We start from the raw sequence: 21464 nt of genomic DNA on the forward strand, positions 1-21464 counted from the left end.
CGCGTTATGGCTCCATACTGCTGATCGTTACTACGCCTGCTGCTCCGTCCACCGTCAGCGTCTCGCCTGTTCTGATCCTCGTCGTTGCTCCTGGTACGCCTACCACCGCTGGGATGCCGTACTCGCGCGCCACCACCGCGCCGTGGGAGTTGGGGCCGCCCATCTCCATCACGAGCCCGCCCGCCGTGAGGAACAGCGGGGTCCAGCCGGGGTCGGTGGACGGGGCCACGAGGATCTCGCCGGGCTCCAGGCGGGCGCCGACCGGGTCGAGCACCACCCGGGCCGGGGCGGTGACGGTGCCGGCGGATGCGGCGGTTCCGACGAGCGCGCCCTCGTCCCCGGCGCCGGGGCGGGCGACCGCCTCCGGCTCCGTGCCGTCCGACAGCAGCACCCGTGGGACGTGCCGGCGGCGCAGCTCGCGGTCGTACTCCGCGCGGCGGGCAGCGACGAGACTCCGCTGGTCGGTGCCGGCGAGGGCGGCGCGGACTTCGGCGAGGTCGAGGAAGAACACGTCGTCCGGGTGCTCGAGCGGCCCGCGGGCGGCGAGTTCGGTGCCGACCGCCGTCAGCAGCGCCCTGGCGTGCGCGAAGATCCGGATGAGGTAGTCCTTGTGCTCCTCGCGCAGCCCGGCGAGGCGGCGCACCCGGTCCAGGGCGAATCCCAAGGCGGCGGCGCGCAGTCGCGAGCGGGTCCGCACCCGGGCGACCGCGGCGGTGACGGCCGCGCCGGCCGCCTCCGCGCCCCGGGCGAACACGGCGTCCGGGGCGAGCGAGGGGTCGTCGAGGCGCAGGTAGTTGGCCAGCACGCCGAGCACGTGCGTGGGGTCCTCCGACCAGCGCGGCATGCCGATGTCGATCTCGGCGACCGCGCGGTGGCCGTGCCGCAGGAGGAATGCGGCCAGGCCGCTCTGCAGCGCGGGCGGCAGCAGGCCGCCCCGGTAGCGGCGGGCCAGCTCGTCGGGTGGGGTGTCGCGCAGCGCGCGGGCGGCCGCCGGGTCGCCGCGCAGCTTGCGGGCGAGCGTCCAGAGCCGCAGGTCCATCTCGGTGGTGCTGTTGTGCGGCAACGACCGCAGCACCTCGTGCACCGCGGCGGTCTCCAGGTCGTGGCCCGCGATCTTCCGGGCGGCTCCGAGCATGACGAAGCCGGCGCCGGCGGCGGGCACCGTCAAGGGCAGTACCGGGAAGGCCTGGCGCAGCACGTGCATCGCGCGCTCGAGCCGCTCGTCGGCCGTGAGCCCCGGGGGCGCGGACGTGAGCGCGCGCACCTTGTCGCCGACGCGTTCGACGCGCCGCCGCGCGGCATCGGGCCGCAGCAGCGCCAGCCCCAACAGCACCGGCACCCGGAAGCGGGCCAGCGTGCGCAGCAGCCGGTGGACGAACGGCACCCAGGACGTGGTCGTGAGCGACAGCCGCGGGTCGTCGAGCAGCCCGCGCAGGACGACGGCGGAGCGTGACTCCATGACGTCGAGGATCCGCGGGAGGATCGCGCGCCCCGGCGCGCTGCGCAGGGCGGGTGTGACGTCGATGAACGCGCGCCCGCCGGCCGTCCGGAAGGCGGGCGGGCCGCCGACCGGGTCGGCGACCGGCGCGCCGAACGCGAGCGTGGACGCGGTGGAGGCGAGTACCCGGAACCCGGACAGGCCCATCGGCGTGACCGGCCGGGTGAGGCCCTGGGCCAGGCTCGCGCAGAACAGGACCCGCAACCCGTCGCCGGACGGGGGCGGCAGCGGGTGGAGCGTGGTGATCGGGCGCGCCTGGGTGAGCCACAGCTCGCCGCCGCCGTCGAGCGCCCACTCGATGTCCTGCGGTGCGCCGAAGTGGGCCTCCACCCGCCGCCCGACGTCGGCGAGCACGGTGGCCTGGGCCTCGGTGAGGCAGGGCCCGGCCGGGTCGGTGACCACCACCTGCTCGACGCCGCCGGCGTCGACGACGATGTGGTCGGGGTTCACGGCGCCGGACACCACGGCCTCGCCGAGGCCGGGGCTCGCGTCGATCACGGCCCGGTCGCGGGTGCCGGTGACCGGGTCGGCCGTGAACAGGACGCCGGCCACCTGCGCGTCGACCATCCGTTGCACGACCACCGCGATCTGGACGTCCCCGTGGTCGATGCCCTGCGTCTCCCGGTAGCTCACCGCGCGTTCGGACCACAGGGAGGCCCAGCACCGGCGCACGGCGTCCAGCACGGCGTCGGCGCCGACGACGTTCAGGTAGGTGTCCTGCTGACCGGCGAAGCTCGCCCACGGCAGGTCCTCGGCGGTGGCGGAGGAGCGCACGGCCACCGGGACGTCGACGCCCAGTCCCGTGTACGCCGCCCGGACGGCCTCGGCAACCGGTGTGGGCAGCTCCGCGGCGGCGAGTGCGCCCGCCGCGCGCTGCGGGTGGGAGAGGTCGAGGTCGAGGTCGGCCGCCACACCTGCGTACGCGGCGGTGGTGACGGCGAATCCCGGCGGCACCGGGAAGCCGGCGGCGATCAGCTCCCCGAGGTTCGCGGCCTTGCCGCCCACCGACGGGAGCGTTTGCGCGTCGAGGCTCTTCAGTGCGACGACGAGGTCCGCGCTGGCCATGAGCGCACGGTAGCCGGGTTCGGCGGATAACTCAACATCTGATGAATATCGACTGGACGATGCGAGCTGCTGCTCGTAATCTTGGAAATGCGAGAGCTTGCTCGTATTTGTCGGGCGACGTCGCCCGCTCCGTGCCGCTGGTCACGGCCGCGGCGCTCCTCCTCGCCGCGTCCTTCGCGGTGTACGCCACCAGCGAGGTGACGATCCTGCAGCAGCTGGGGATCGGCATGGCGCTCTCGGTGCTGGTGGACGCCACGGTGATCCGCGGCGTGCTCGTCCCGGCCGCGATGCGGCTCGCCGGGAGCGCCAACTGGTGGGCGCCCGCGCCGCTGCGCCGCCTGCACGAGCGGGTCGGACTGCGGGAGGACGCAACGCGGTTCCAGCCAGCAGGAATTCGCGCAGCGTGATCGGGCTTTCCACGGGTGGCCGCTGGTGACGAGGGGTCGATGGGTGTCAGATTGTGAGATGCTCCCACCGGCTCCCCTCGTCATCGGCCTCGTTCCGCTCACCCAGCGGGAGGTCGTCGCGGTCGCCCGGGACGGCGTACCGGTCGTCCTCTCGACGGATGCGCTCGCGGAGATCGCGGCGAGCCGCAAGGTGATCGAGTCGCTCGCCGACGACGTGGAACCGCACTACGGCGTCTCCACCGGGTTCGGGGCGCTCGCCGTGCGCCACATCCCGGCCGAGCGGCGGGTCCAGCTGCAGCGCAGCCTCGTCCGCTCCCACGCGGCCGGGAACGGTCCCGAGGTCGAGCGCGAGGTGATCCGGGCACTGATGGTGCTGCGGCTCGCGACGCTGGCCACCGGCCGCACCGGCGTGCGCACCGAGACCGCCGTGGCGTACGCGGAGATGCTGTCCGCCGGCATCACCCCGGTCGTGCACGAGTACGGCTCGCTCGGGTGCTCGGGTGACCTCGCCCCGCTGGCGCACTGCGCCCTCGCGCTCATGGGGGAGGGTGAGGTCCGCGACGCCGGCGGGGTGCTGCGACCGGCGTCCGATGCGCTCGCCGCCGCCGGGATCGCGCCGGTGGAGCTGGCCGAGAAGGAAGGGCTCGCGCTGATCAACGGCACGAGCGGGATGCTCGGCATGCTGCTCCTGGCCTCCGTGGACCTGCATCGGCTCCTCGCCACCGCCGACCTCGCCGCCGCGATGAGCGTCGAGGGGCTCCTCGGTACCGACGCGGTGTTCGCGGCGGACCTGCAGGCGCTGCGCCCGCACCCGGGACAGGCCGACAGCGCCGCCAACCTCCGCGCGCTCCTCGCGGGCTCGGCGATCATGGCCGGGCACCGCACGGACGCCACCACGCGCGTACAGGACGCCTACTCGCTGCGCTGCGCCCCGCAGGTGCACGGTGCCGCCCGCGACACGCTCGCCCACGCCGACGCGGTCGCCGGGCGGGAGCTGGCCGCCGCCGTCGACAACCCCGTCGTCACCCCGGACGGGCGGGTGGAGAGCAACGGCAACTTCCACGGCGCCCCGCTCGGCTACGTGCTGGACTTCCTCGCGATCGCCGTCGCGGACCTCGCCTCGATCAGCGAGCGGCGCACCGACCGGTTCCTCGACGTGGCCCGCAACCAGGGGCTGTCGCCGTTCCTCGCCGACGACCCTGGCGTCGACTCCGGGCACATGATCGCCCAGTACACGCAGGCGGGCATCGTGTCGGAGCTGAAGCGGCTCGCAGCGCCCTCGTCGGTCGACTCGATCCCGTCCAGCGCGATGCAGGAGGACCACGTCGCGATGGGCTGGGCGGCGGCCCGCAAGCTGCGCCGGGCCGTCGACGGGCTCACGCGGGTGGTCGCGATCGAGCTGCTCACCGGGGCCCGGGCCCTCGACCTGCGGGCCCCGTACGCGCCGGCTCCCGCCACCGGTGCGGCGCGCGACCGCCTGCGTGCGGCCGTCGCCGGCCCCGGCCCCGACCGCCGGCTCGCCCCGGAGATCGAGGAGGCCGTCCGGCTGGTGGCGTCGGGCGAGCTGCTCGCTGCGGCGGAGTCGGTCACGGGCCCGCTGCGCTGACTCACGACCGCCGGAGGCGGACCGTCACCACCGCTGCCGTGATCGCCAGCAGCGCCGCCATCACCGTCGCCGCCGTCGTGAAGCCCGAGGTGAAGGCGCGCTGCGCGTCGACGATCAGCGCGTCGGCGAGCGCGTCGGGGAGCGCCTCGGCTGCGGTGATCGCGCTGCTCAGGGTCTCGGTCGCGCCCGGCGGTAGCTCGCCGGGCGCGAACTCGCCGCGGTAGACCGCAGCCGCGATGCTGCCGAGGACGGCGATGCCCAGCGCGCCCCCGAGCTCGCTGCCCACCTCGCTCAACCCGGCCGCGGCGCCCGCGCGGTGCGGCGGGGCGGCGCCGACGATCAGGTCGATGGCCAGCGGCACGAGCATCCCGGTGCCGAGCGTCACCACGGAGTAGGCGGCCATCATCACCGCTGCCGCGGTGTCGACCTCGACCTGGGCGACGAGGAGGAAGCCGACCGCGGCGACGAGGAGCGCGGCGCCGGCGAGCACCGCGGGGCGCACCCACCCGACGAGCGTCGTGGTCAGGACGATGCCGACTCCGGTGGCGGCGACGGTCGGCAGCTGCCACAGCGCGGCGGTGAACGGCCGGATCCCCAGCACGACCTGCAGGTACTGGACGGCGAGGTAACCGAGCCCGGCGCTGCCGAGGATCATCACGACGTAGCCGCCGAACGCCGCGCTGAACCCGCCCTCGCGGAAGAGCCGGACGTCGACCATCGGGTCGGGCAGCCGCAGCTGCCGCCGGACGAACAGCGCGCCGACCGCGAGCCCCGCGAGGACCGCGGGCCATCCGCTGCCCCCCGAGTGCACGAGCTCCTTCACCCCGTGCACGACCAGCAGGACCGCCGCGATCGACAGCAGGGCGCTGACGAGGTCGAACCGGCCACCGTCCGGATCGCGCGACTCGGTCAGGAGGACCGGCCCGAGCGCCAGCAACATGGCCATGACCGGCAGGTTGATCAAGAAGACCGAGCCCCACCAGAAGTGTTCGAGCAGCAGCCCCCCGACGATCGGGCCGGCCGCGATCCCGCCGGTGAACGCCCCGGCCCAGATCCCGATCGCGACCCGGCGCTGCGCGGCGTCGCTGAACATGCCGCGCAGCAGCGCGAGGGTCGACGGGGCGAGCGTCGCGCCGCCGATGCCGAGCAGCGCCCGCGCCAGGATGAGGAGCTCGGCGGTGGGGGCGTAGGCGGCGAGCACGGAGGCGGCCCCGAACGCGGTGGCCCCGATGAGCAACAGCCTGCGGCGGCCGATCCGGTCACCGAGCGCGCCCATCGCCAGCAGCAGACCGGCCATGAGGAACCCGTAGGCATCCATGATCCACAACAGCTGGGGGCCGGTCGGGGCGAGGTCGGCGGCGAGCCACGGGGCCGCCATGAACAGCACGGAGAGGTCCATCGAGGCCAGCAGTGCCGGGAGCGTCAGCACGGCGAGGCCGAGCCACTCCCGGTGCCCGGCTCGGGGGTCGGTGCGAGTCACGGGGGCGAATGGTACGGACGTCAAGGACGTACGTCTATGACGGTCGTCAAGGACGTGTGTCCCATGAGTCGACTACCCTGCGCGCATGGGGAATCGCGAGGCGCTCCTGGCCGGGGCGAAGCGCTGCATCGTCGAGAAGGGGTACGCCCACACGACGGCGCGCGACATCGTGGCCGCATCCGGCACCAACCTGGCGTCCATCGGCTACCACTTCGGCTCCAAGGACAACCTGCTCGACGCGGCCATCCTCGACTCGTTCGACGACTGGGACGACGACATCGAGGCGGCGCTGCGCGACCACCCGGACGGTCCGGCCGCCGACCGCCTCGCCGCGTTCCTCGACGTCCTGGTCGACAAGGTGCGCACCGACCGCGCGGTCGTGGCGGCGAGCGTGCAGTGGGTGGCGCAGATCGAGTTCTCCACCACGGTGCGCGCGGAGCTGGCGCAGGCCTACACCCGAGCGCGGCGGGGGTTCGCGGCGATGCTGCTCGGCATCGCGGACGACGAGGTCGACGACGGCACGGCCCGCCGGGTCGGCTCCCTCGGGCTGGCCCTGGTCAACGGCCTGGTGCTGCAGGTCCTCGTCGACGCCGAGCGAGCGCCGTCGGGGCCGGACATCGCGGCCGCGCTACGTGCGCTCGTCCCGGCCGCCGCCCGGTGAGCCGCCGCGGCCGTGGCGAGTTCCCGCCATCGACCGGGTTATCGAGCCCCTTTCTGATCTGATTCGGCGCGCCGGGTGCGACCGGCCTGGATCGACGAGACCCGGAAGGTGGCCGTGAGACACATCTCGCTGCGCAGGTGGGCGGTGCTTGCCGCATCGACGCTGGCACTCGCGGGTGCGGGGGTCGGACTGGCCGGCCCCGCCGCCGCGGACGCGGACTGCTCGGCGGACCGCGTCAACGACCAGCTGATCGTCGCCGGCTGTCACAACATGTACGCGGGTCAGGAGGTCCGGGTCGTCGGCAGGTGCCGGGGCACGATCGTCTTCCCCTACCAGATCTCCGGACCGTGGAAGTCGCGCAACGGCAACCTGAGCAACGCGCGTTGCTCGTTCCCGACCGATCACGTCGAGGACTGGCGGTACGAGCTCCGCACGCACGTCTGAGCTAGCGGCCGGCCATCGAGCGCGCGATCACGAGCCGCTGGATCTGGTTGGTGCCCTCGAAGATCTGCATGACCTTGGCCTCGCGCATGTAGCGCTCCACCGGGAAGTCGCGGGTGTAGCCGTAGCCGCCGAGCACCTGCACGGCATCGGTGGTGACCTTCATCGCCGCGTCCGTGGCCACCAGCTTGGCCACGCTCGCGGCGCGCCCGTACCCGCGGCCGGCGTCGCGGCGGCGGGCGGCGTCGAGGTAGGTGGCCCGGGCGGAGTCGACGGCGGCGGCCATGTCGGCGAGCAGGAAGCCCAGGCCCTGGTGGTCGATGATCCGGCGGCCGAACGCGGTGCGCTCGTTCGCGTACGCGGTGGCGGTGTCGAGGGCGGCCTGCGCGACGCCGGTGGCGACGGCGGCGATGCCGAGGCGTCCGGAGTCGAGGGCGGCGAACGCGATCTGCAGGCCCTGGCCCTCGGCGCCGATCAGCCGGTCGGCGTCGAGCACGGCGCCGTCCCAGTGCGCGGCGGTGGTGGGGATCGCGTGCAGGCCCATCTTCTCCTCGGGCCGGCCGAAGGAGAGCCCGTCGACCTGCCCCGGGGCGAGGAAGCAGGAGACGCCACCGGTGCCCGGCGCGGTGCGCGCGAACAGCGCGTAGCAGCCGGCCCGGCCGCCGTGGGTGATCCAGGCCTTGGTGCCGGTGATCCGGTAGCCCGCGGGGACGCGTTCGGCCTTGCACGCGAGCGCCGCCGCGTCCGAGCCCGCCTGCGGCTCGGACAGGCTGTAGGCGCCCACCACCTCGCCGGCGAGCATGTCGGGCAGCCGGTGCTGCCGCTGCTCGGGTGTGCCGAACGTCGCGACCGGGAAGCAGGCGAGCCCGTGCACGCTCACGGCGACGGCCACGGCGGCCCAGCGCGCGGCGAGCTCCTCGAGGACCTGCAGGTAGACCTCGTACGGCTGGGCCCCGCCGCCGTGCTCCTCGGGGTAGGGGAGCCCGAGCAGGCCGGCCGCGCCGAGCGTGGCGAAGAGCCCTTCGGGGTAGGTCTCGGCCCGCTCGTGTTCCTCGACGCGCGGGCCGAGCTCCTTGTCGGCGATCTCGCGGGCGAGCGCGAGCAGGTCCTCGGCTTCGGTGGTGGGCAGCAGGCGCTCGACGGCCATGGCCGCTCCCTTATATCGGTACTGAGATAGACACGTCAGTACCGGATAGAATAACCGATATGGGCGTGGTGCGGCGTGGAGTCGTCCGTCGGGAGGAGCTCTTCGACGCCCTCCTCGCGTTGCTGCTGGCCGAGGGCTTCGCCCACCTGACCCTCGACGACGTCGCCGCCCGCCTGCACTGCTCGAAGCGCACGCTGTACGCGCTGGCGAGCAGCAAGGAACAGCTGGTCCGTGCCGCGGTGGTGCACTTCTTCCGCGGAGCCACCGAGCGGGTCGAGGCCGTCGTCACCGCACGCGCCGACGCCGCGGAGCGGGTGGGCGCGTACCTGCACGCCGTCGCCACCGAGCTCGCGCCCGCCTCCGCGCGGTTCTTCGACGACGTCGCCGCGTTTCCCCCGGCTGCCGAGGTGTACGAGCGCAACACCCGCGCCGCGGCGGCCCGCGTGCAGCAGCTCGTGGCCGACGGCGTCGCGGCGGGCGCCTTCTGCGACGTGCACACCGGCTTCGTCGCCGACGTCGTGACGTCGGTGATGGTGCGCATCCAGCAGCGGCAGGTCGCGGCGTCCACCGGCCTGGACGACGCGGAGGCCTACTCGCGCCTCGCCGAGCTGCTCCTGCACGGGCTGGCCACGCGCGGCTGACGCGGCACCCCGAGCCACGCCACGAGACCGCCCAGCACGAACATGCCCGCGCAGATCAGCACGGCCCCGTCGAAACCCGCGTCGAGCGCGGCCGGATCGTCCGCGACGTCCTGCGGCAGCCCGGCCAGCAGCGGCAACGCGGCCACGACGACGAGACCGGCGGCGCGGGCGACCCCGTTGTTGACGGCGCTGGCGATGCCGGCACGCGCGTCCGGAACGGCGCTGAGCACGGCGGTGGTGACGGGTGGGGTGATCAGCGGGATCCCGATGCCGAGCAGGGCGACGACCGGGAGCACGTCCGCCGCGTAGGACGACTGGGCGCCGATCCGGGCCGCCAGGAGCGTCGCCGCGGCACAACACAGGGAGCCGGCCGCCAACGGAACACGCGGACCGATCCGGGCCGTGATCGCGCCGGCCCGCGCCGACAACGCCAACGTCAGCCCGGTCAGCGGGAGCAGCGCCAGCCCGGCTGCCAGCGGGGTGTAGCCGACCGTGAGCTGCAACTGGATCGGCAGGAAGAAGATGAACCCGGCCAGCGCGCCGTACAGGAAGAAGCTGGCGAGGTTGGCGGCGCTGAACTGACGCGACGCGAACAGCCCCAGCGGGAGCATCGGGGCCGCGCTGCGCCGTTCGACCCCGACGAAGCCGGCGAAGGCGATCAACCCGACCGCCGCGGCGGCCCACCCCGCGGCCGCCGGCTGGATCAGCGCGTAGGTCACCCCACCGAGTCCCACCGCTGCCAGCAGCGCTCCCGCCACGTCGAACCGGTGCCCCGCCCGGCCGTCGCGGCTCTCCGGCACGTGGCGGGCCAGGAGCGCCGTGATCACGACCGCGATCGGGACGTTGACCAGGAACACCCACCGCCAGCCCGCCGCGTCCACCAGCGCACCACCGACCAGCGGGCCGGCCGCGCCGGCCATCCCGCTCATCCCGGCCCACCAGCCCACCGCCCGGGCCCGATCGGCGGGGTGGAACGACGCCTGGATCAGGGCCAGCGAACCCGGCACGATCAGCGCCCCGCCGATGCCCTGCAGGGCCCGCGCCGCGATCAGCGACTCCACGTCGGACGCGAGACCGCACAGCAGCGACGCGGCGGCGAACCACCCGACCCCGACCAGGTAGACCCGCCGCCGACCGAACCGGTCGCCCAACCCGCCGCCCAGCAGGATCAGCGCGGACAAGGTCAGCGTGAACGCGTTCACCGTCCACTGCAGCTCGGCCAGCGACGCGTCCAGGCCGTGCTGAAGCGCCGGCAGGGCCACGTTCACCACCGTCGTCTCCAGCAGCACCAACCCGGAGCCGAGCGCGGTGACGGCCAGCAACCACCTGCCGGCCGGGTCGGACAACCGGACGCCGGCCGGCACGGCACGAGCGTCGTCTGCCATGGACCGATCGTTCTGTGCCAGTTCGGCCCGATCAACGGAGGACGTCGCTACAGTCGATTCGCCAGACGAATCAATCAGGGCCGGTCATGGAGCTTGATCAGATACGCATCGCGCTGGTGCTCGGCGAGGAGTTGCACTTCGGGCGCACCGCGAGCCGGCTGCACATCTCCCAGCCCCGGGTCTCCCAGCGGCTGGTCGCGCTGGAACGCGAGCTCGGCGGAAGGCTGTTCGACCGGACCAGCCGCCGGGTCCGGCTGACCCCGCTGGGCGTGCGGTTCCGCGACGAGGTCGGCGCGGCGTACGAGCAGTTGCTCGCCGCCGGTCGATCCGTGCAGAACGCCGGCAGGCGGCTCGCGGGGGAGATCCGGATCGGGTTCACCCCCACGACCGGTGGCCGTGCGCTCGCCCGCTTCGTCCGTGCGTTCGAGCGCCGCCACCCCGACGTCTCCGTGATCCAGCGGGAAGTCTCCTTCGCGCGACCCTACGACGACCTGCGGACCGGTGAGCTCGACATCCTCCTGATGTGGCGCACGGGGGCCGCGGGCGGCGACCTCACCGAGGGGCCGGCGATCGACCGTCAGGAACGGGTGGCCGTGATGGCCGCCGACCACCCGCTGGCCGGGCGGCGGTCGATCTCGACCATGGAGGTCGACCGCTGGGTACAGATGATCAACTTCGCGCCGCCCCAGGTCCTCGACACGATCATGCCGCCGACGAACGTCGAAGGAACCCCCATCCCGCGAGTGCGGATCGAAACCCCGATCACCACGATCGCCGAGTACGTCGCCCACGTCGCGAAGGGCTCGTTCGTGCACCCCACCGTGCGCTCCCTGTCCGAGCTGGTGAACCGCGACGATCTGACGTACGTCCCGATCGACGACCTGCCGCCGGTGGACCTGTGCCTGGTCTGGTGCACGTCCCACGAGAACGCCACCGTCCGCGCTGCTGCTGCGGTCGCGGGGGCGCTGCCCTCCTAGGGTGGAGTCATCCTCGGGCATCGGCCGCGATGGGGTGTATCCGAGGCCGCGCGACGCGCTCGAAGTCCCGGGTGGCGAGGCTCATCGACCGATCGAGCCGGGCCGCGTTGAAGAAGAGACGGGGCTGGCCGAGCACGGTCGGGTCCACGACGAGTTCCACGGCCGGGTCGAGGGCGAACGGCAGGACGGTACCGGGGGCCGACCCGGCCAGGCGCTCGGTGGTCCCGGCGTCGCAGAACCCGGCGTAGCGGGCGCTGTACAGGGAAGCGACGGCCCCGAGGTCGACCTTCCGGTCGCCCGGCACCACGGCCAGGACGTACCGGCGGATCTTCCGGTCGACCCGCACCAGGAGCATCAGGCACTTCGCGGCCTGCTCCAGCGGGTGGCCCCGCAGGGCGCTCACCACGTCGGTGGTCCCGACCGCGGCGTGGTCGATGAGTTCGTAGTCGGCGCCGGCCGCATCGAGCATGGCGACGAGTCGCGAGTACGTGCCGGTCTCCGTCGGGGCGTCTGTCACGCGGCCAGTCTGCGCGCGACCAATTCTGTAGCCAAGGAGCATCATCTACATTCGCAATTCAGTTTCCCTACACTCCGTTCATGGACGCCCGCCAGCTGAGGATCTTGCGTGAGCTCGGCGAGCTGGGGAGCGTCAGCGCTGTCGCGGCCGCCCTCCACATCACCCCGTCGGCCGTCTCCCAGCAGCTGAAGGCGTTGCAGCGCAGCGCCGCGGTCCCCCTGACGCGACGAGCAGGCCGCTTCCTCCGCCTGACGGAGGCGGGTGAGCGGCTGTCACTCGCGGGCGCCGAGGTCGAGACGGCACTCGCCCGCGCCCGCGAGATCGCGCAGGCACTGGGGGAGGATCCACAGGGCACGGTGCACGTCTCGGCGTTCAACAGCGCGGCCATGGCGTTCTTCCCGCCACTCGTGGCGGCCTTCCCCGCCGGCGCCGCCGTCGAGGTCAGGATGGCCGACGAAGACGTCGCCCAGGCGGAGTTCCCCAAGCTCACCTCGACCTACGACGTCGTACTGGCGCACCGCTTCGCCCACACGCCACCGTGGCCGGCTTCGGTCCACGGGGTAGCGCTCGTCGAGGAACCACTCGACGTGGCGCTGCCCATCGACCACCCGCTCGCCGACGAGGCGCGGATCACCGCCCGCCGGGCCGCTGCCGAGCCGTGGATCACCACCCACGCCGGGTTCCCGGTCGGCGCGATCGTCGACGCCCTGTCGGCGGTCACCGGTCACCCGGTCGACGTGGTCCATCGCGTCAACGAGTTCACCGTGGCCGGCGAGCTGGTCCGGGCCGGGGCAGGCATCGCTCTGATGCCTCGCTGGACCTCGCCCGGACCTCCGGGGGTCGTGCTCCGGCCACTCGACGGCGTCCGGTCCGTCCGGCACATCGACGCGCTGGTACGGCCGGAGAACATCGCCCGGCCCGCCGTCCGCGCCGTCCTCGACACCCTGCGCGACACGGGCCACCGGCTCCGCGCAGGATCGGTCCGGACGCCCTAGTCACACCAGGAAGCGGTACGCCGTGGTCCCCGGGGCGACGTGCTGGATCTTCAGCGGGCTGGCCTCCATGCGCTTCCACAGCGGCTCGTAGCCGTCGCGGTGGGCCAGCTCGATGCCGACGAGCGCGGCGCCGGTCTCGCGGTTGTCCCGCTTGACGTACTCGAACAGCACGACGTCGTCGTCCGGGCCGAGGACCTCGTCGAGGAACCGCCGCAGCGCGCCCGGCTCCTGCGGGAACTCCACGAGGAAGTAGTGCTTCAGGCCGCGGTGCACGAGCGAGCGCTCGATCACCTCGGCGTAGCGGCTCACGTCGTTGTTGCCGCCCGAGAGCAGGCAGACGACGGTGGCGCCGGCTTCCAGCTCGATCCCGTCGAGCGCGGCGGCGGCGAGCGCCCCCGCGGGCTCCGCGATGATCCCGTCGACCTGGTAGAGGTCGAGCATCTCCGTGCAGACGCGGCCCTCGGCCACCGTCATGAGCTCGGCGCCGCTGTCGCGCACCAGCGGGTAGCTCACGTCGCCGACGCGGCGCACCGCGGCACCGTCGACGAACGAGTCGAGCTCGGGCAGCGCGACGGGCTCGCCCGCGGCCAGCGCGGCCGTCATGCTCGCGGCGCCCGCCGGTTCCACCCCGATGATCCGGACCTGCGGGTACCGCGCGGCGAGGAAACCCCCGACCCCGGCGAGCAGGCCGCCCCCGCCCACCGGCACCACGACGACGTCCGGCGGGCCGTCCAGCTGGGCGACGATCTCCGCGGCCACCGTGCCCTGCCCGGCGATCGTGCGCAGGTCGTCGAAGGCCGGGACGACGGTGGCCCCGGTGCGGTCCGCGTGCTCGGCGGCCGCCGCGGCGGCCTCGTCGTAGGTGTCGCCGCCGACCACCAGCTCCACAGCATCGCCGCCGAGCGCGGTGATCCGCTCCCGCTTCTGCCGCGGCGTGGTGCGCGGCACGTGCACGCGGCCGCGGATGCCCAGCCGGCGGCAGGCGTACGCGACGCCCTGGCCGTGGTTGCCCGCGCTCGCGCACACCGCTCCGGCCGCCCGCTCCTCCGCGTCGAGCTGGGCCAGCAGGTTGTACGCGCCCCGCAGCTTGTACGAGCGCCCGACCTGCAGGTCCTCCCGTTTCAGCCAGACCTGCGCACCGGTGCCGGCCGAGAGCCGGTCGCTCGGCCGCAGCGGGGTCGGGAGGGCAACGCCTTCGAGCCGTGCGGCGGCGGCGCCGACGGCGTCGGCGAGGGTGCGGGCGTGCGGAGCCGTGCGGGAGACCACCCATCGATACTGCACCCGCCGGGCGCCGCGGCCCGATCCGGGTCACCGGCGCTCGAGGATCTCCAGGATCCGGTCGAGCTTCGTGCCGTGCCCGGCGAGGGTGGCGGTGTGCCCATCCTGGGTGGCCGCGAGCTCGTCGAGCCGGTTGCCCTGGCGGTCGACGATCGCCGCCAGCCGGCGGACCTGGGTGCTGACCTCGTCGAGCCGGTCGCCCTGGTGTCGCTGGGTGTCCGTGATCGTGTCGAGCTTCTCGTAGATCGCCAGCACGTCGTCGGTCAGCCGGCGGATCTTCCGGTCCTCCGGCGCGGCGGTCACGGGGGAGAGCGTAGCGGGCCCCCGACCGCCGCGGACCGGGTTCAGGAAACCGGTGCGCTACGTGGCCGCACGTCGAATCCCGCGGCCCGGTAGCAGTCGTCGAGCAGCTCGGCGGTGGCCACGGCGTCGTCGGCGTCCGTCGGCACCGGCGCCCCGTCCCGGACGGCGGCGGCGAACGCCTCCAGCTGGTAGGCGTACGACGGGCGCAGGCCCGGCCGCTCCTCCCGCTCGACGCCGCCCGCCGTGACCCACACCCGGTCGTCGCGGTGGGGGAGCACGAAGTTCGCGGCGCGCACCTCGCCCGCGTCTGCGACGAGGCGGGCCGTCATCCGCAGCTCCTCGGCGGCCATCGAGCTGTGCAGCACACCGGTGGCCCCGCCGGGGAACGCGAGGTCGGCGCGCACCCACTCGTCCACACCCGGATGCCCGGCGCGCTCGCGGCCCTCGGCGCCGGTGACCCGCGGGGCGCCGCCCGCGAACCGGCCCAGCATCCGGTGCAGGTGGATGCCGTAGCAGCCGACGTCCATCAGCCCGCCGCCCGCGAGCGGGAGCGACCAGCGCGGGTCCCCGTCCGGCGGGGGAGCGATCTCCATGTGCACCTCGACGTGGCGCAGCTCGCCGATCTCGCCGGAGCCCACGACCTCCAGGAGCCGCTGGGCCACCGGGTGGTACAGGTAGTGGAAGGCCTCCATGAACACCAGGCCCGTCCCCGCGGCGGCATCGCGCACCTCCCGGGCCTCGCCCGCGTCGCTCGCCGAGGGCTTCTCCGTGAGCACGTGCTTGCCCGCGGCCAGCGCGGCGACGTTCCACGGGCCGTGCAGCCCGTTGGCGAGCGGGTTGTAGACCGCCTCCACCTCGGGGTCGGCGAGCACGTCGGCGTAGGAGCCGAGCACCCGCTCGACGCCGTGGTCGGCGGCGAAGGTCTCGGCCCGGCCGCGGTCGCGGGCCGCGACGGCGACGAGCCGGGCCCCGGTGAGCTGTGCGGGGGCGACGATGGCGTTGACGGCGATGCGCGAAGCGCCGAGCACTCCGATCCGAAGAGGTTCCACGGGGACGATCCTGCCCTGCCGGGGCCCCCGGATTGCACCATGGCCACCTTCCTGCAGCGAGGTTGCGTGAAGGTGGCCATGCTGCAATCGCGGGACGGCTCAGTGGATGTGGGCGCGCCAGTCCTCCGGGACCCGGCCCGCGGGGCCCGGGACCGGCTGGTCCTCCGGGCGGTGCTGGGGGCCCGCCAGGTCGGGTCCCTCCCGCAGCGTTCCGGCGCGGTAGTCCCAGAACCAGCTCTCGCCCGGCTCGAAGCTGCGGACGAGCGGGTGCCCGGTGGCGCGGAAGTGCGCGGTGGCGTGCTGGGCGGGTGAGCTGTCGCAGCAGCCGACGTGGCCGCACTGGGCGCACCGGCGCAGGTGCACCCACCAGCCGCCGTTCTGGTCGCACTCGCTGCAGCCGGCCCCGCTGGGCGCGGCCGTGGGGTCGATCCCGTCCGTCATGAGCCCATCATGGCGCTTCCGGTGCGCGCGGTGGCGATCCGCCAGCCCGCGAACGCCAGCGCGAGCAGCAGCACGCCGCCGAACGCGGACAGCGCGACCGTCACCGGGAGGCTCTGCGCGGCGAGGCCGAGCCCGACGACCGGCACGGTGAGCCCGACGTACGCGGCGAGGAAGAGTGCGGCCGCGCTCTCCCCGCGCCGGTTCGCTGCCGCGGTGGCGAGCACGGTGGACATGCTGCCCTTGAACGTGATGCCGGCGCCTGCGCCCGCGATGGCGCCCCCGGTGAGGAACAGCGCGAGGACTGCCAGGTGCACGGCGAGGACGAGGACGACCACCCCGGCCGCCGTGACGGTGAGGCCGATGCCCAGCTGCCGGCGGGCGGTCATCCGGTGCAGCGGGATCTGGGCCGCGGCGCCGGAGCCGAAGGCCAGCAGCGCGGCGAGGCCGCCCAGGATGGGGCTCCCGCGGTGGAAAAGCGTGCTCATCACGATGGCGGCCAGCGAGCTGAACAGCCCGAAGACCGCGAACGCGACGATCGAGGCGGCCGCGGCTCCGACGAACGTCTGCCGGTGTTCGGGCGCCACGGCGGTGCGCTGCGGCCGGTACGGGGGAAGCGGGTCGGGCCGCTGCACGGTCTCCGGGACCACCGCGAGCGCGGCCAGCCCGATCGCCAGCAGCAGGACCGAGACCATGAACGGGACGCGGAGCGGCGAGGTCGTGGACACGGCGAGCAGGCCGGAGATCAGCGGGCCGAGGCCGAGGCCGCCCATGTTGGCCGCCGTGGCGACCACTTCGGCGCGCCGCAGGCCCTGGCCGGGGCGGGCCCGCCCGTTGAGGTCGGCCAGGTGAGCGGTGGCGGTCGCGGTGACGAGCCCGACGCTCATCCCGGACAGCACGCGCCCGGCGACGAGCGCGGGCAGGGCGGCCGAGGCGGCGAAGGTCGTGCTCGACGCGATGCCGAGCACCAGGCCCAGCGCGAGCACCCGCCTGCGGCCGATCCAGTCCGAGACGTGGCCGCCGATGAACAGGGCGGCGACCACGCCGACCGCGTAGACGGCGAACACCATCGTGACGACCAGCGCTCCGAAGCCGTCCTCGCGCTGGTAGAGCGGGTACAGCGGGGTCGGGAGCGTCGACGAGGCCATCGTGACCGTGAACAGGTACGTGATCAGCCAGAAGCCGCGGTCGTGGCGGCGGCTCGGGAGCTGCGCCGCCGCCACGTGAGAGATCTGCACCCCGCTACCAACATGCGGCGAGAAGGCCAGCTTCCCTGGTCTGCGCGATGATAGGAGATCTCAGTTATCTCTTCTGGAGATGGATGCCGTGGAGCTCAGGCAGATGCAGGTGATCGTCGCCGTGGCCGAGGCGGGCGGGTTCTCGGCGGCGGGCAGGCGGCTGCGGCTCGTGCAGTCGGCGGTGTCGACGACGGTGCGCGCGGTCGAGCGGGAGCTCGACGTGCCGCTGTTCGACCGGTCGACGCACCGCGTCGTCCCGACCGCGGCCGGGGAGGCGTTCGTGGCGGCGGCCCGCACGGCCCTGTCCGCCGCCGACCAGGTGCACGCCGCCGTCGCCGCGGCGCGGGGGGTGCTGCGCGGCCGGGTCACGCTGGGCGTCATGCAGGGCCTGCTGGGCGGGCTCCCGCCGGCGATCGCCGCGCTGCGCCACGCGCATCCCGGGGTGGTGGTGCGGCTGCGCCAGGCGCCGCCGGACGAGATCGTCGACGCGGTCCGGGAGGGCGCCGTCGACCTGGCCGTCATCGCGCTGGCCAGGCGGCCGCGCGGCCTGGCCGGCGTCGAGCTGATGCGGGACCGGATGGTCGCGCTCGTCGGCCCGCACTCGGACCTGCCGGCCGCGCCGGTGACCCTGTCCGAGCTGTCGCGGCATCCGTTCGTCGACATCGCCGCGGGCTGGGCCATCCGGCAGGTGGTCGACCGCGCCTTCCGCGCCGCCGGGGTGGACCGGGCCGGCGTGTTCGAGACGAACGACATCCTGGCGGCCGCCGAGCTGGTCCGAACCGACCTCGGGGTCACGGTCTTCCCGGCCACGCTGGCCGCTGGGTTCCCCGACCTGCGCACCGTCGCCATCCGCAACGCCCCGACCTGGACCGTCCGGGTCGTGCACCGCCGGGGCCCGCTCGTGCCCGCCACGGCCGCGCTCCTCGAGCATCTCGAACGCGCCGCCTCACGCCGGTAGCGCGGCCCCGGGGATCGCGGCGAGCAGCGCGCGCGTGTACTCGTCCTGCGGGTCGTCGAAGACCTCGTCCGTCCTGCCGCGTTCGACGATCCGGCCGTGCCGCATCACCAGCACGTCGTGGGCGACGACGCGCACCACCGCGAGGTCGTGGGTGATGAACAGGTAGGACAGGCCGAGGTCGCGCTGCAGTTGGGTGAGCAGTTCGAGGATCTGGTCCTGGACGATGACGTCGAGCGCGGACACGGCCTCGTCGCAGATCACGAGCTTCGGCCGCAGCGCGAGCGCCCTGGCGATCGCCACGCGCTGCCGCTGCCCGCCCGAGAGCTCCACGGGGTGGCGCTGGGCGGCGGCGCGGGGGAGCGCGACGTGGTCGAGCAGCTCGGCCACCCGCTTCCGGCGGTCCGCGGTGTCACCGATGCCGAACACGCGCAGCGGCTCGTCGATCAGCCGTTCCACGGGCAGCACCGGGTCGAGGGAGCCGTAGGGGTCCTGGAACACCGGCTGCATGTCGCGCCGGATCGCCCGCCGGCCCGGCCGGTCGGCCCCGCGGAAGGTGCGCCCCGCGATGGCGACGTGCCCGGACGTCGGCTGCTCCAACCCCAGCGCCAGCCGCGCGATCGTCGTCTTGCCCGAGCCGGACTCGCCGACGAGCGCGGTGGTGGTGCCCTCGGGCACGGTGAACGACACCCGGTCGACCGCGCGCAACGGCTCCCGCTGACCGCGCACCCGGTAGGTCTTGACGAGGTCGGTGACCTCGAGCGCGGGCACCGGGTCGGCCGCGGGCGGCGGCGCCGGGGCGGCCCGGGACCGCGTGGTCACCGACGGGGCCGCCGCGACCAGCCGCCGGGTGTACTCGTGCTGCGGGTCGCGCAGGATCCGCGCCGCGGGGCCGGTCTCGACCACCCGGCCCTGCCACATCACCACGACGTCGTCGGCCCGTTCCGCGGCGAGGCCGAGGTCGTGCGTGATGAGCAGCATCGCCGTGTCGTGCGCGGTGGTGAGCCGCTGCAGGTGGTCGAGGATCTGCCGCTGCACGGTGACGTCCAGCGCGGACGTCGGCTCGTCGGCGATGAGCAGCTGCGGCTCGCAGGCCAGCGCGATGGCGATGAGCACGCGCTGGCGCATCCCGCCGGAGAACTCGTGCGGGTACTGCCGGGCCCGCCGGGCCGCGTCGGGGATGCCCGCCTCGGTCATCAGCCCGACGGCCCGCTCCCGCGCCGCGCGGCCGCGCGCGATGCCGTGCATCACGAGGGTCTCGGCGATCTGCCGCCCGACACGGGCCACCGGGTTGAGGTTCGACATCGGGTCCTGCGGAACCAGGCCGATCTGACGTCCGCGGAGGCGGCGCAGCCGCCGCTCGCCGGCCGTGGTGACGTCCTCGCCGCCGAACTCGATCGTCCCGGCCGTGACGCGCCCGGTGCCGGGCAGCAGACCGATCGCGGCGGCCGCGGTGGTCGACTTCCCCGACCCCGACTCGCCCACGACCGCCACCCGCTGCCCGCGCCGCACCGTGAGGTCCACGCCGTGCACCACGGTCGCGGAGCCGTAGGAGACCTCGAGACCGGAGATGCGCAGCAGCGGAGTGGTCATCGGCCTGCCGCGTAGCCCTGCGCGCCGCGCGGGTTGGCGGCCGCGGACAGCACGCCGGTCTCCGGGTCGCGCCCGACGCTGGACAGCCGACCGAGCTCCCAGTCACCGGCCCGGGTGATCTCGTGCCCGCGCCGTTCCAGCTCCGCGATGACGTCGTCGCCGAGCCGGTCCTCCACCACGGCGCCGGCGGGGGTCCAGGTGCGCGGCCAGAACGATCCGGGCATCGAGGTCGTGTGCATGGCCGGGGCGTCGATGGCCTGCTGCGGCGAGTACCCGCCCGCGAGCGTACGCAGGAGGTAGAGCAGCTGCCACTGGTCCTGCTGGTCGCCACCGGGGGAGCCCAGCGCGGCCACCGGCTTCCCGTCGCGCAGCAGCAGCGTGGGGGTGAGCGTGGTGCGTGGCCGCTCGCCCGGCGTGAGCGACGACGGCGCTCCCTCCTCGAGCCAGGTCATCTGCAGCCGGGAACCGAGGCAGAACCCGAGCTCGGGGATCGTCGGCGAGGACTGCAGCCAGCCCCCGGACGGCGTGACGGCGACGATGTTGCCCCAGCGGTCCACGACGTCGACGTGGCAGGTGTCGCCGCGGGTCTCCCCGGACAGCACGACGGTGGGCTCGCCGACGCCGGCCGCCGCCCTCTCGTCGGGTTCGGTGACGAGCGGGGGCAGGAACGGCTCGCGCCCGCCGGGGCGGCCGGGACGGAACTCGCGCGAGGCGTCCTTGCCGATCAGCTCGCGGCGCTCCCGCGCGTACTCCGGCGACAGCAGCACGTCGAGCACGCCGTCGGCGATGGCGTCGCCGTAGTGGGCGTCTCGGTCGGCGAGGGCGAGCTTGAGCGCTTCGAGGACGTTGTGCGCGCCGTCGGCGGTGGACGGGTCGATGGCCTCGTCGGGGAGGCCGTCGAGGATCGTGAGCGCCTGCAGCAGGACCGGGCCCTGGCCCCACGGGCCGGTCTTGGCCACGGTCGTGCCGCGGAACTCGGCGGTGACGGCGGGCTCGAACGACCCGGAGAACGCCGCGAAGTCGGCCACCTCGATGACGGCGGCGTGGTCGGTGCCGGACGAGTGCCGGTGCGGGTTCCGCAGGAACTCGACGGCCTCCCGGGCGACGAACCCCTCCTTCCACTCCCGGCGGGCCGCCTCGATCCGCCCCCGCCGGTCGGTGGCGCCGGAGCCGGCCTCGAGCAGCCGTTCCAGGGTGCGGGCGTAGGCCGGGAGCCGGATGATCTCGCCTGCGCGCGGCGGGCGGCCGTTCGGCATCCACAGCTGCGCCGACGTCTTCCAGTGCTCGGTGAAGAGCTCGGCGACCGTTTCGATCGTGGTGCCCACGCGGCCGACCACGGGGTGCCCGTCGCGGGCGTAGCCGATCGCGAAGGCGAGGACGTCGGCGAGCTCCCACGTGCCGCGCTCGGCGAGCAGGACGAGCCAGGCGTCCACCGAGCCGGGCACGGCGGCGGCGAGCCCACCGGCGCCGGGTACGAGGTCGAGTCCCTCGCCCTTGTAGTGCGCGATCGTGGCCCCGGCCGGCGCCGGGCCCTGCCCCATGAGGACCGTCGGGGCCGGGTCGTCGGCGGTGGCGAACACGCCGGTGAGGTCGCCGCCCGGGCCGTTGAGGTGCGGCTCGACGACGTGCAGCACGAACCCGGCCGCGGTGGCGGCGTCGAACGCGTTGCCGCCGCGCTCCAGGACGGCCTGGGCGGTGGCGGTGGCGAGCCAGTGCGTGGTGGCCGACATGCCGAACGTGCCCGCCAAGGTGGGGCGGGTGGTGAAGGCGGGGGGCGGGACGAAGCTCAA

At 74.3% G+C, this 21464-nt stretch carries 20 protein-coding genes; 8 read left to right on the forward strand and 12 right to left on the reverse strand.

Annotated elements, in window-relative coordinates; all coding sequences use genetic code 11:
- Positions 1–4: 4 nt before the first annotated feature.
- Positions 5–2563 (reverse strand): PEP/pyruvate-binding domain-containing protein, encoded by a 2559-nt coding sequence (locus ACU436_RS17100; RefSeq protein ID WP_459026362.1) that lies wholly within the window; start codon positions 2561–2563, stop codon positions 5–7.
- A gap of 107 nt (positions 2564–2670) precedes the next feature.
- Between ACU436_RS17100 and ACU436_RS17105 the strand changes: the two genes are divergently transcribed.
- Together ACU436_RS17105 and hutH are read left to right on the forward strand one after the other, a co-directional pair.
- Positions 2671–2970 (forward strand): MMPL family transporter, encoded by a 300-nt coding sequence (locus ACU436_RS17105; protein ID WP_459026363.1) that lies wholly within the window; start codon positions 2671–2673, stop codon positions 2968–2970.
- A 58-nt stretch (positions 2971–3028) separates the two neighbouring features.
- Positions 3029–4576 (forward strand): histidine ammonia-lyase, encoded by a 1548-nt coding sequence (hutH, locus tag ACU436_RS17110; protein WP_459026364.1) that lies wholly within the window; start codon positions 3029–3031, stop codon positions 4574–4576.
- 1 nt (position 4577) lies between these two features.
- Here hutH and ACU436_RS17115 read toward each other — a convergent pair whose 3' ends face one another.
- Entirely contained in the window at positions 4578–6056 is a 1479-nt protein-coding gene (locus tag ACU436_RS17115) for an MFS transporter (RefSeq protein ID WP_459026366.1), read from the reverse strand.
- A gap of 85 nt (positions 6057–6141) precedes the next feature.
- On the opposite strand from ACU436_RS17115, the gene ACU436_RS17120 reads away from it, so the two are divergent.
- Positions 6142–6717 (forward strand): TetR/AcrR family transcriptional regulator, encoded by a 576-nt coding sequence (locus ACU436_RS17120; RefSeq protein ID WP_459026367.1) that lies wholly within the window; start codon positions 6142–6144, stop codon positions 6715–6717.
- A gap of 114 nt (positions 6718–6831) precedes the next feature.
- Complete coding sequence (locus ACU436_RS17125; protein WP_459026369.1) at positions 6832–7161, forward strand: hypothetical protein; 330 nt, start codon at positions 6832–6834, stop codon at positions 7159–7161.
- A 1-nt stretch (position 7162) separates the two neighbouring features.
- Here ACU436_RS17125 and ACU436_RS17130 read toward each other — a convergent pair whose 3' ends face one another.
- The gene (locus ACU436_RS17130; protein ID WP_459026371.1) at positions 7163–8305 is read right to left on the reverse strand and encodes an acyl-CoA dehydrogenase family protein; all 1143 of its coding nucleotides are present in this window, start codon (positions 8303–8305) and stop codon (positions 7163–7165) included.
- Between the two features lie 59 nt (positions 8306–8364).
- Here ACU436_RS17130 and ACU436_RS17135 point away from each other — a divergent pair, with 59 nt between their 5' ends.
- Positions 8365–8946, forward strand: a complete 582-nt coding sequence (locus ACU436_RS17135) for a TetR/AcrR family transcriptional regulator (RefSeq protein ID WP_459026373.1) — start codon at positions 8365–8367, stop codon at positions 8944–8946.
- On the opposite strand, the gene ACU436_RS17140 is transcribed toward ACU436_RS17135, so the two are convergent.
- Positions 8895–10331 (reverse strand): MFS transporter, encoded by a 1437-nt coding sequence (locus ACU436_RS17140; RefSeq protein ID WP_459026375.1) that lies wholly within the window; start codon positions 10329–10331, stop codon positions 8895–8897. The genes ACU436_RS17135 and ACU436_RS17140 overlap by 52 nt on opposite strands.
- An 86-nt stretch (positions 10332–10417) precedes the next feature.
- Between ACU436_RS17140 and ACU436_RS17145 the strand changes: the two genes are divergently transcribed.
- Entirely contained in the window at positions 10418–11308 is an 891-nt protein-coding gene (locus ACU436_RS17145) for a LysR family transcriptional regulator (protein ID WP_459026376.1), read from the forward strand.
- A 7-nt stretch (positions 11309–11315) separates the two neighbouring features.
- Here ACU436_RS17145 and ACU436_RS17150 read toward each other — a convergent pair whose 3' ends face one another.
- The gene (locus ACU436_RS17150; protein WP_459026378.1) at positions 11316–11825 is read right to left on the reverse strand and encodes a YbaK/EbsC family protein; all 510 of its coding nucleotides are present in this window, start codon (positions 11823–11825) and stop codon (positions 11316–11318) included.
- A gap of 80 nt (positions 11826–11905) precedes the next feature.
- Between ACU436_RS17150 and ACU436_RS17155 the strand changes: the two genes are divergently transcribed.
- Positions 11906–12820 (forward strand): LysR family transcriptional regulator, encoded by a 915-nt coding sequence (locus ACU436_RS17155; protein ID WP_459026380.1) that lies wholly within the window; start codon positions 11906–11908, stop codon positions 12818–12820.
- On the opposite strand, the gene ilvA is transcribed toward ACU436_RS17155, so the two are convergent.
- The 5 genes from ilvA to ACU436_RS17180 all read right to left on the reverse strand — a co-directional run bounded on the left by ilvA (position 12821) and on the right by ACU436_RS17180 (position 17126).
- Positions 12821–14086, reverse strand: a complete 1266-nt coding sequence (gene ilvA, locus ACU436_RS17160) for a threonine ammonia-lyase IlvA (protein WP_459026382.1) — start codon at positions 14084–14086, stop codon at positions 12821–12823.
- A 42-nt stretch (positions 14087–14128) separates the two neighbouring features.
- Positions 14129–14401 (reverse strand): hypothetical protein, encoded by a 273-nt coding sequence (locus ACU436_RS17165; protein WP_459026384.1) that lies wholly within the window; start codon positions 14399–14401, stop codon positions 14129–14131.
- Between the two features lie 41 nt (positions 14402–14442).
- A complete protein-coding gene (locus tag ACU436_RS17170; protein ID WP_459026386.1) occupies positions 14443–15450 on the reverse strand; it encodes a Gfo/Idh/MocA family protein in 1008 nt (335 codons plus the stop codon).
- Between the two features lie 99 nt (positions 15451–15549).
- The gene (locus ACU436_RS17175; RefSeq protein WP_459026388.1) at positions 15550–15891 is read right to left on the reverse strand and encodes a UBP-type zinc finger domain-containing protein; all 342 of its coding nucleotides are present in this window, start codon (positions 15889–15891) and stop codon (positions 15550–15552) included.
- Positions 15888–17126 (reverse strand): MFS transporter, encoded by a 1239-nt coding sequence (locus tag ACU436_RS17180; protein WP_459026390.1) that lies wholly within the window; start codon positions 17124–17126, stop codon positions 15888–15890. The genes ACU436_RS17175 and ACU436_RS17180 overlap by 4 nt, the downstream gene beginning before the upstream one ends.
- Before the next feature lie 88 nt (positions 17127–17214).
- Here ACU436_RS17180 and ACU436_RS17185 point away from each other — a divergent pair, with 88 nt between their 5' ends.
- Positions 17215–18084: a LysR family transcriptional regulator gene (locus ACU436_RS17185; protein ID WP_459026392.1), complete on the forward strand. Its 870-nt coding sequence runs from the start codon at positions 17215–17217 to the stop codon at positions 18082–18084.
- Here ACU436_RS17185 and ACU436_RS17190 read toward each other — a convergent pair.
- Together ACU436_RS17190 and ACU436_RS17195 are read right to left on the reverse strand one after the other, a co-directional pair.
- The gene (locus ACU436_RS17190; RefSeq protein ID WP_459026394.1) at positions 18073–19674 is read right to left on the reverse strand and encodes a dipeptide ABC transporter ATP-binding protein; all 1602 of its coding nucleotides are present in this window, start codon (positions 19672–19674) and stop codon (positions 18073–18075) included. The genes ACU436_RS17185 and ACU436_RS17190 overlap by 12 nt on opposite strands.
- Complete coding sequence (locus ACU436_RS17195; RefSeq protein WP_459027027.1) at positions 19671–21404, reverse strand: gamma-glutamyltransferase family protein; 1734 nt, start codon at positions 21402–21404, stop codon at positions 19671–19673. The genes ACU436_RS17190 and ACU436_RS17195 overlap by 4 nt, the downstream gene beginning before the upstream one ends.
- Positions 21405–21464: the final 60 nt, after the last annotated feature.

It is taken from the genome of Pseudonocardia wallangbongensis (assembly GCF_054486945.1).

Bases quoted from the DNA above. Each gene is read 5' to 3' on its own strand.
- ACU436_RS17100 (WP_459026362.1), bottom strand. From the start codon at position 2,563: ATGGCCAGCGCGGACCTCGTCGTCGCACTGAAGAGCCTCGACGCGCAA.
- ACU436_RS17135 (WP_459026373.1), top strand. From the start codon at position 8,365: ATGGGCGTGGTGCGGCGTGGAGTCGTCCGTCGGGAGGAGCTCTTCGAC.
- ACU436_RS17195 (WP_459027027.1), bottom strand. From the start codon at position 21,404: ATGTCGGCCACCACGCACTGGCTCGCCACCGCCACCGCCCAGGCCGTC.
- ACU436_RS17145 (WP_459026376.1), top strand. From the start codon at position 10,418: ATGGAGCTTGATCAGATACGCATCGCGCTGGTGCTCGGCGAGGAGTTG.
- ACU436_RS17120 (WP_459026367.1), top strand. From the start codon at position 6,142: ATGGGGAATCGCGAGGCGCTCCTGGCCGGGGCGAAGCGCTGCATCGTC.
- hutH (WP_459026364.1), top strand. From the start codon at position 3,029: ATGCTCCCACCGGCTCCCCTCGTCATCGGCCTCGTTCCGCTCACCCAG.
- ACU436_RS17140 (WP_459026375.1), bottom strand. From the start codon at position 10,331: ATGGCAGACGACGCTCGTGCCGTGCCGGCCGGCGTCCGGTTGTCCGAC.
- ACU436_RS17175 (WP_459026388.1), bottom strand. From the start codon at position 15,891: ATGACGGACGGGATCGACCCCACGGCCGCGCCCAGCGGGGCCGGCTGC.
- ACU436_RS17190 (WP_459026394.1), bottom strand. From the start codon at position 19,674: ATGACCACTCCGCTGCTGCGCATCTCCGGTCTCGAGGTCTCCTACGGC.
- ACU436_RS17130 (WP_459026371.1), bottom strand. From the start codon at position 8,305: ATGGCCGTCGAGCGCCTGCTGCCCACCACCGAAGCCGAGGACCTGCTC.
- ACU436_RS17155 (WP_459026380.1), top strand. From the start codon at position 11,906: ATGGACGCCCGCCAGCTGAGGATCTTGCGTGAGCTCGGCGAGCTGGGG.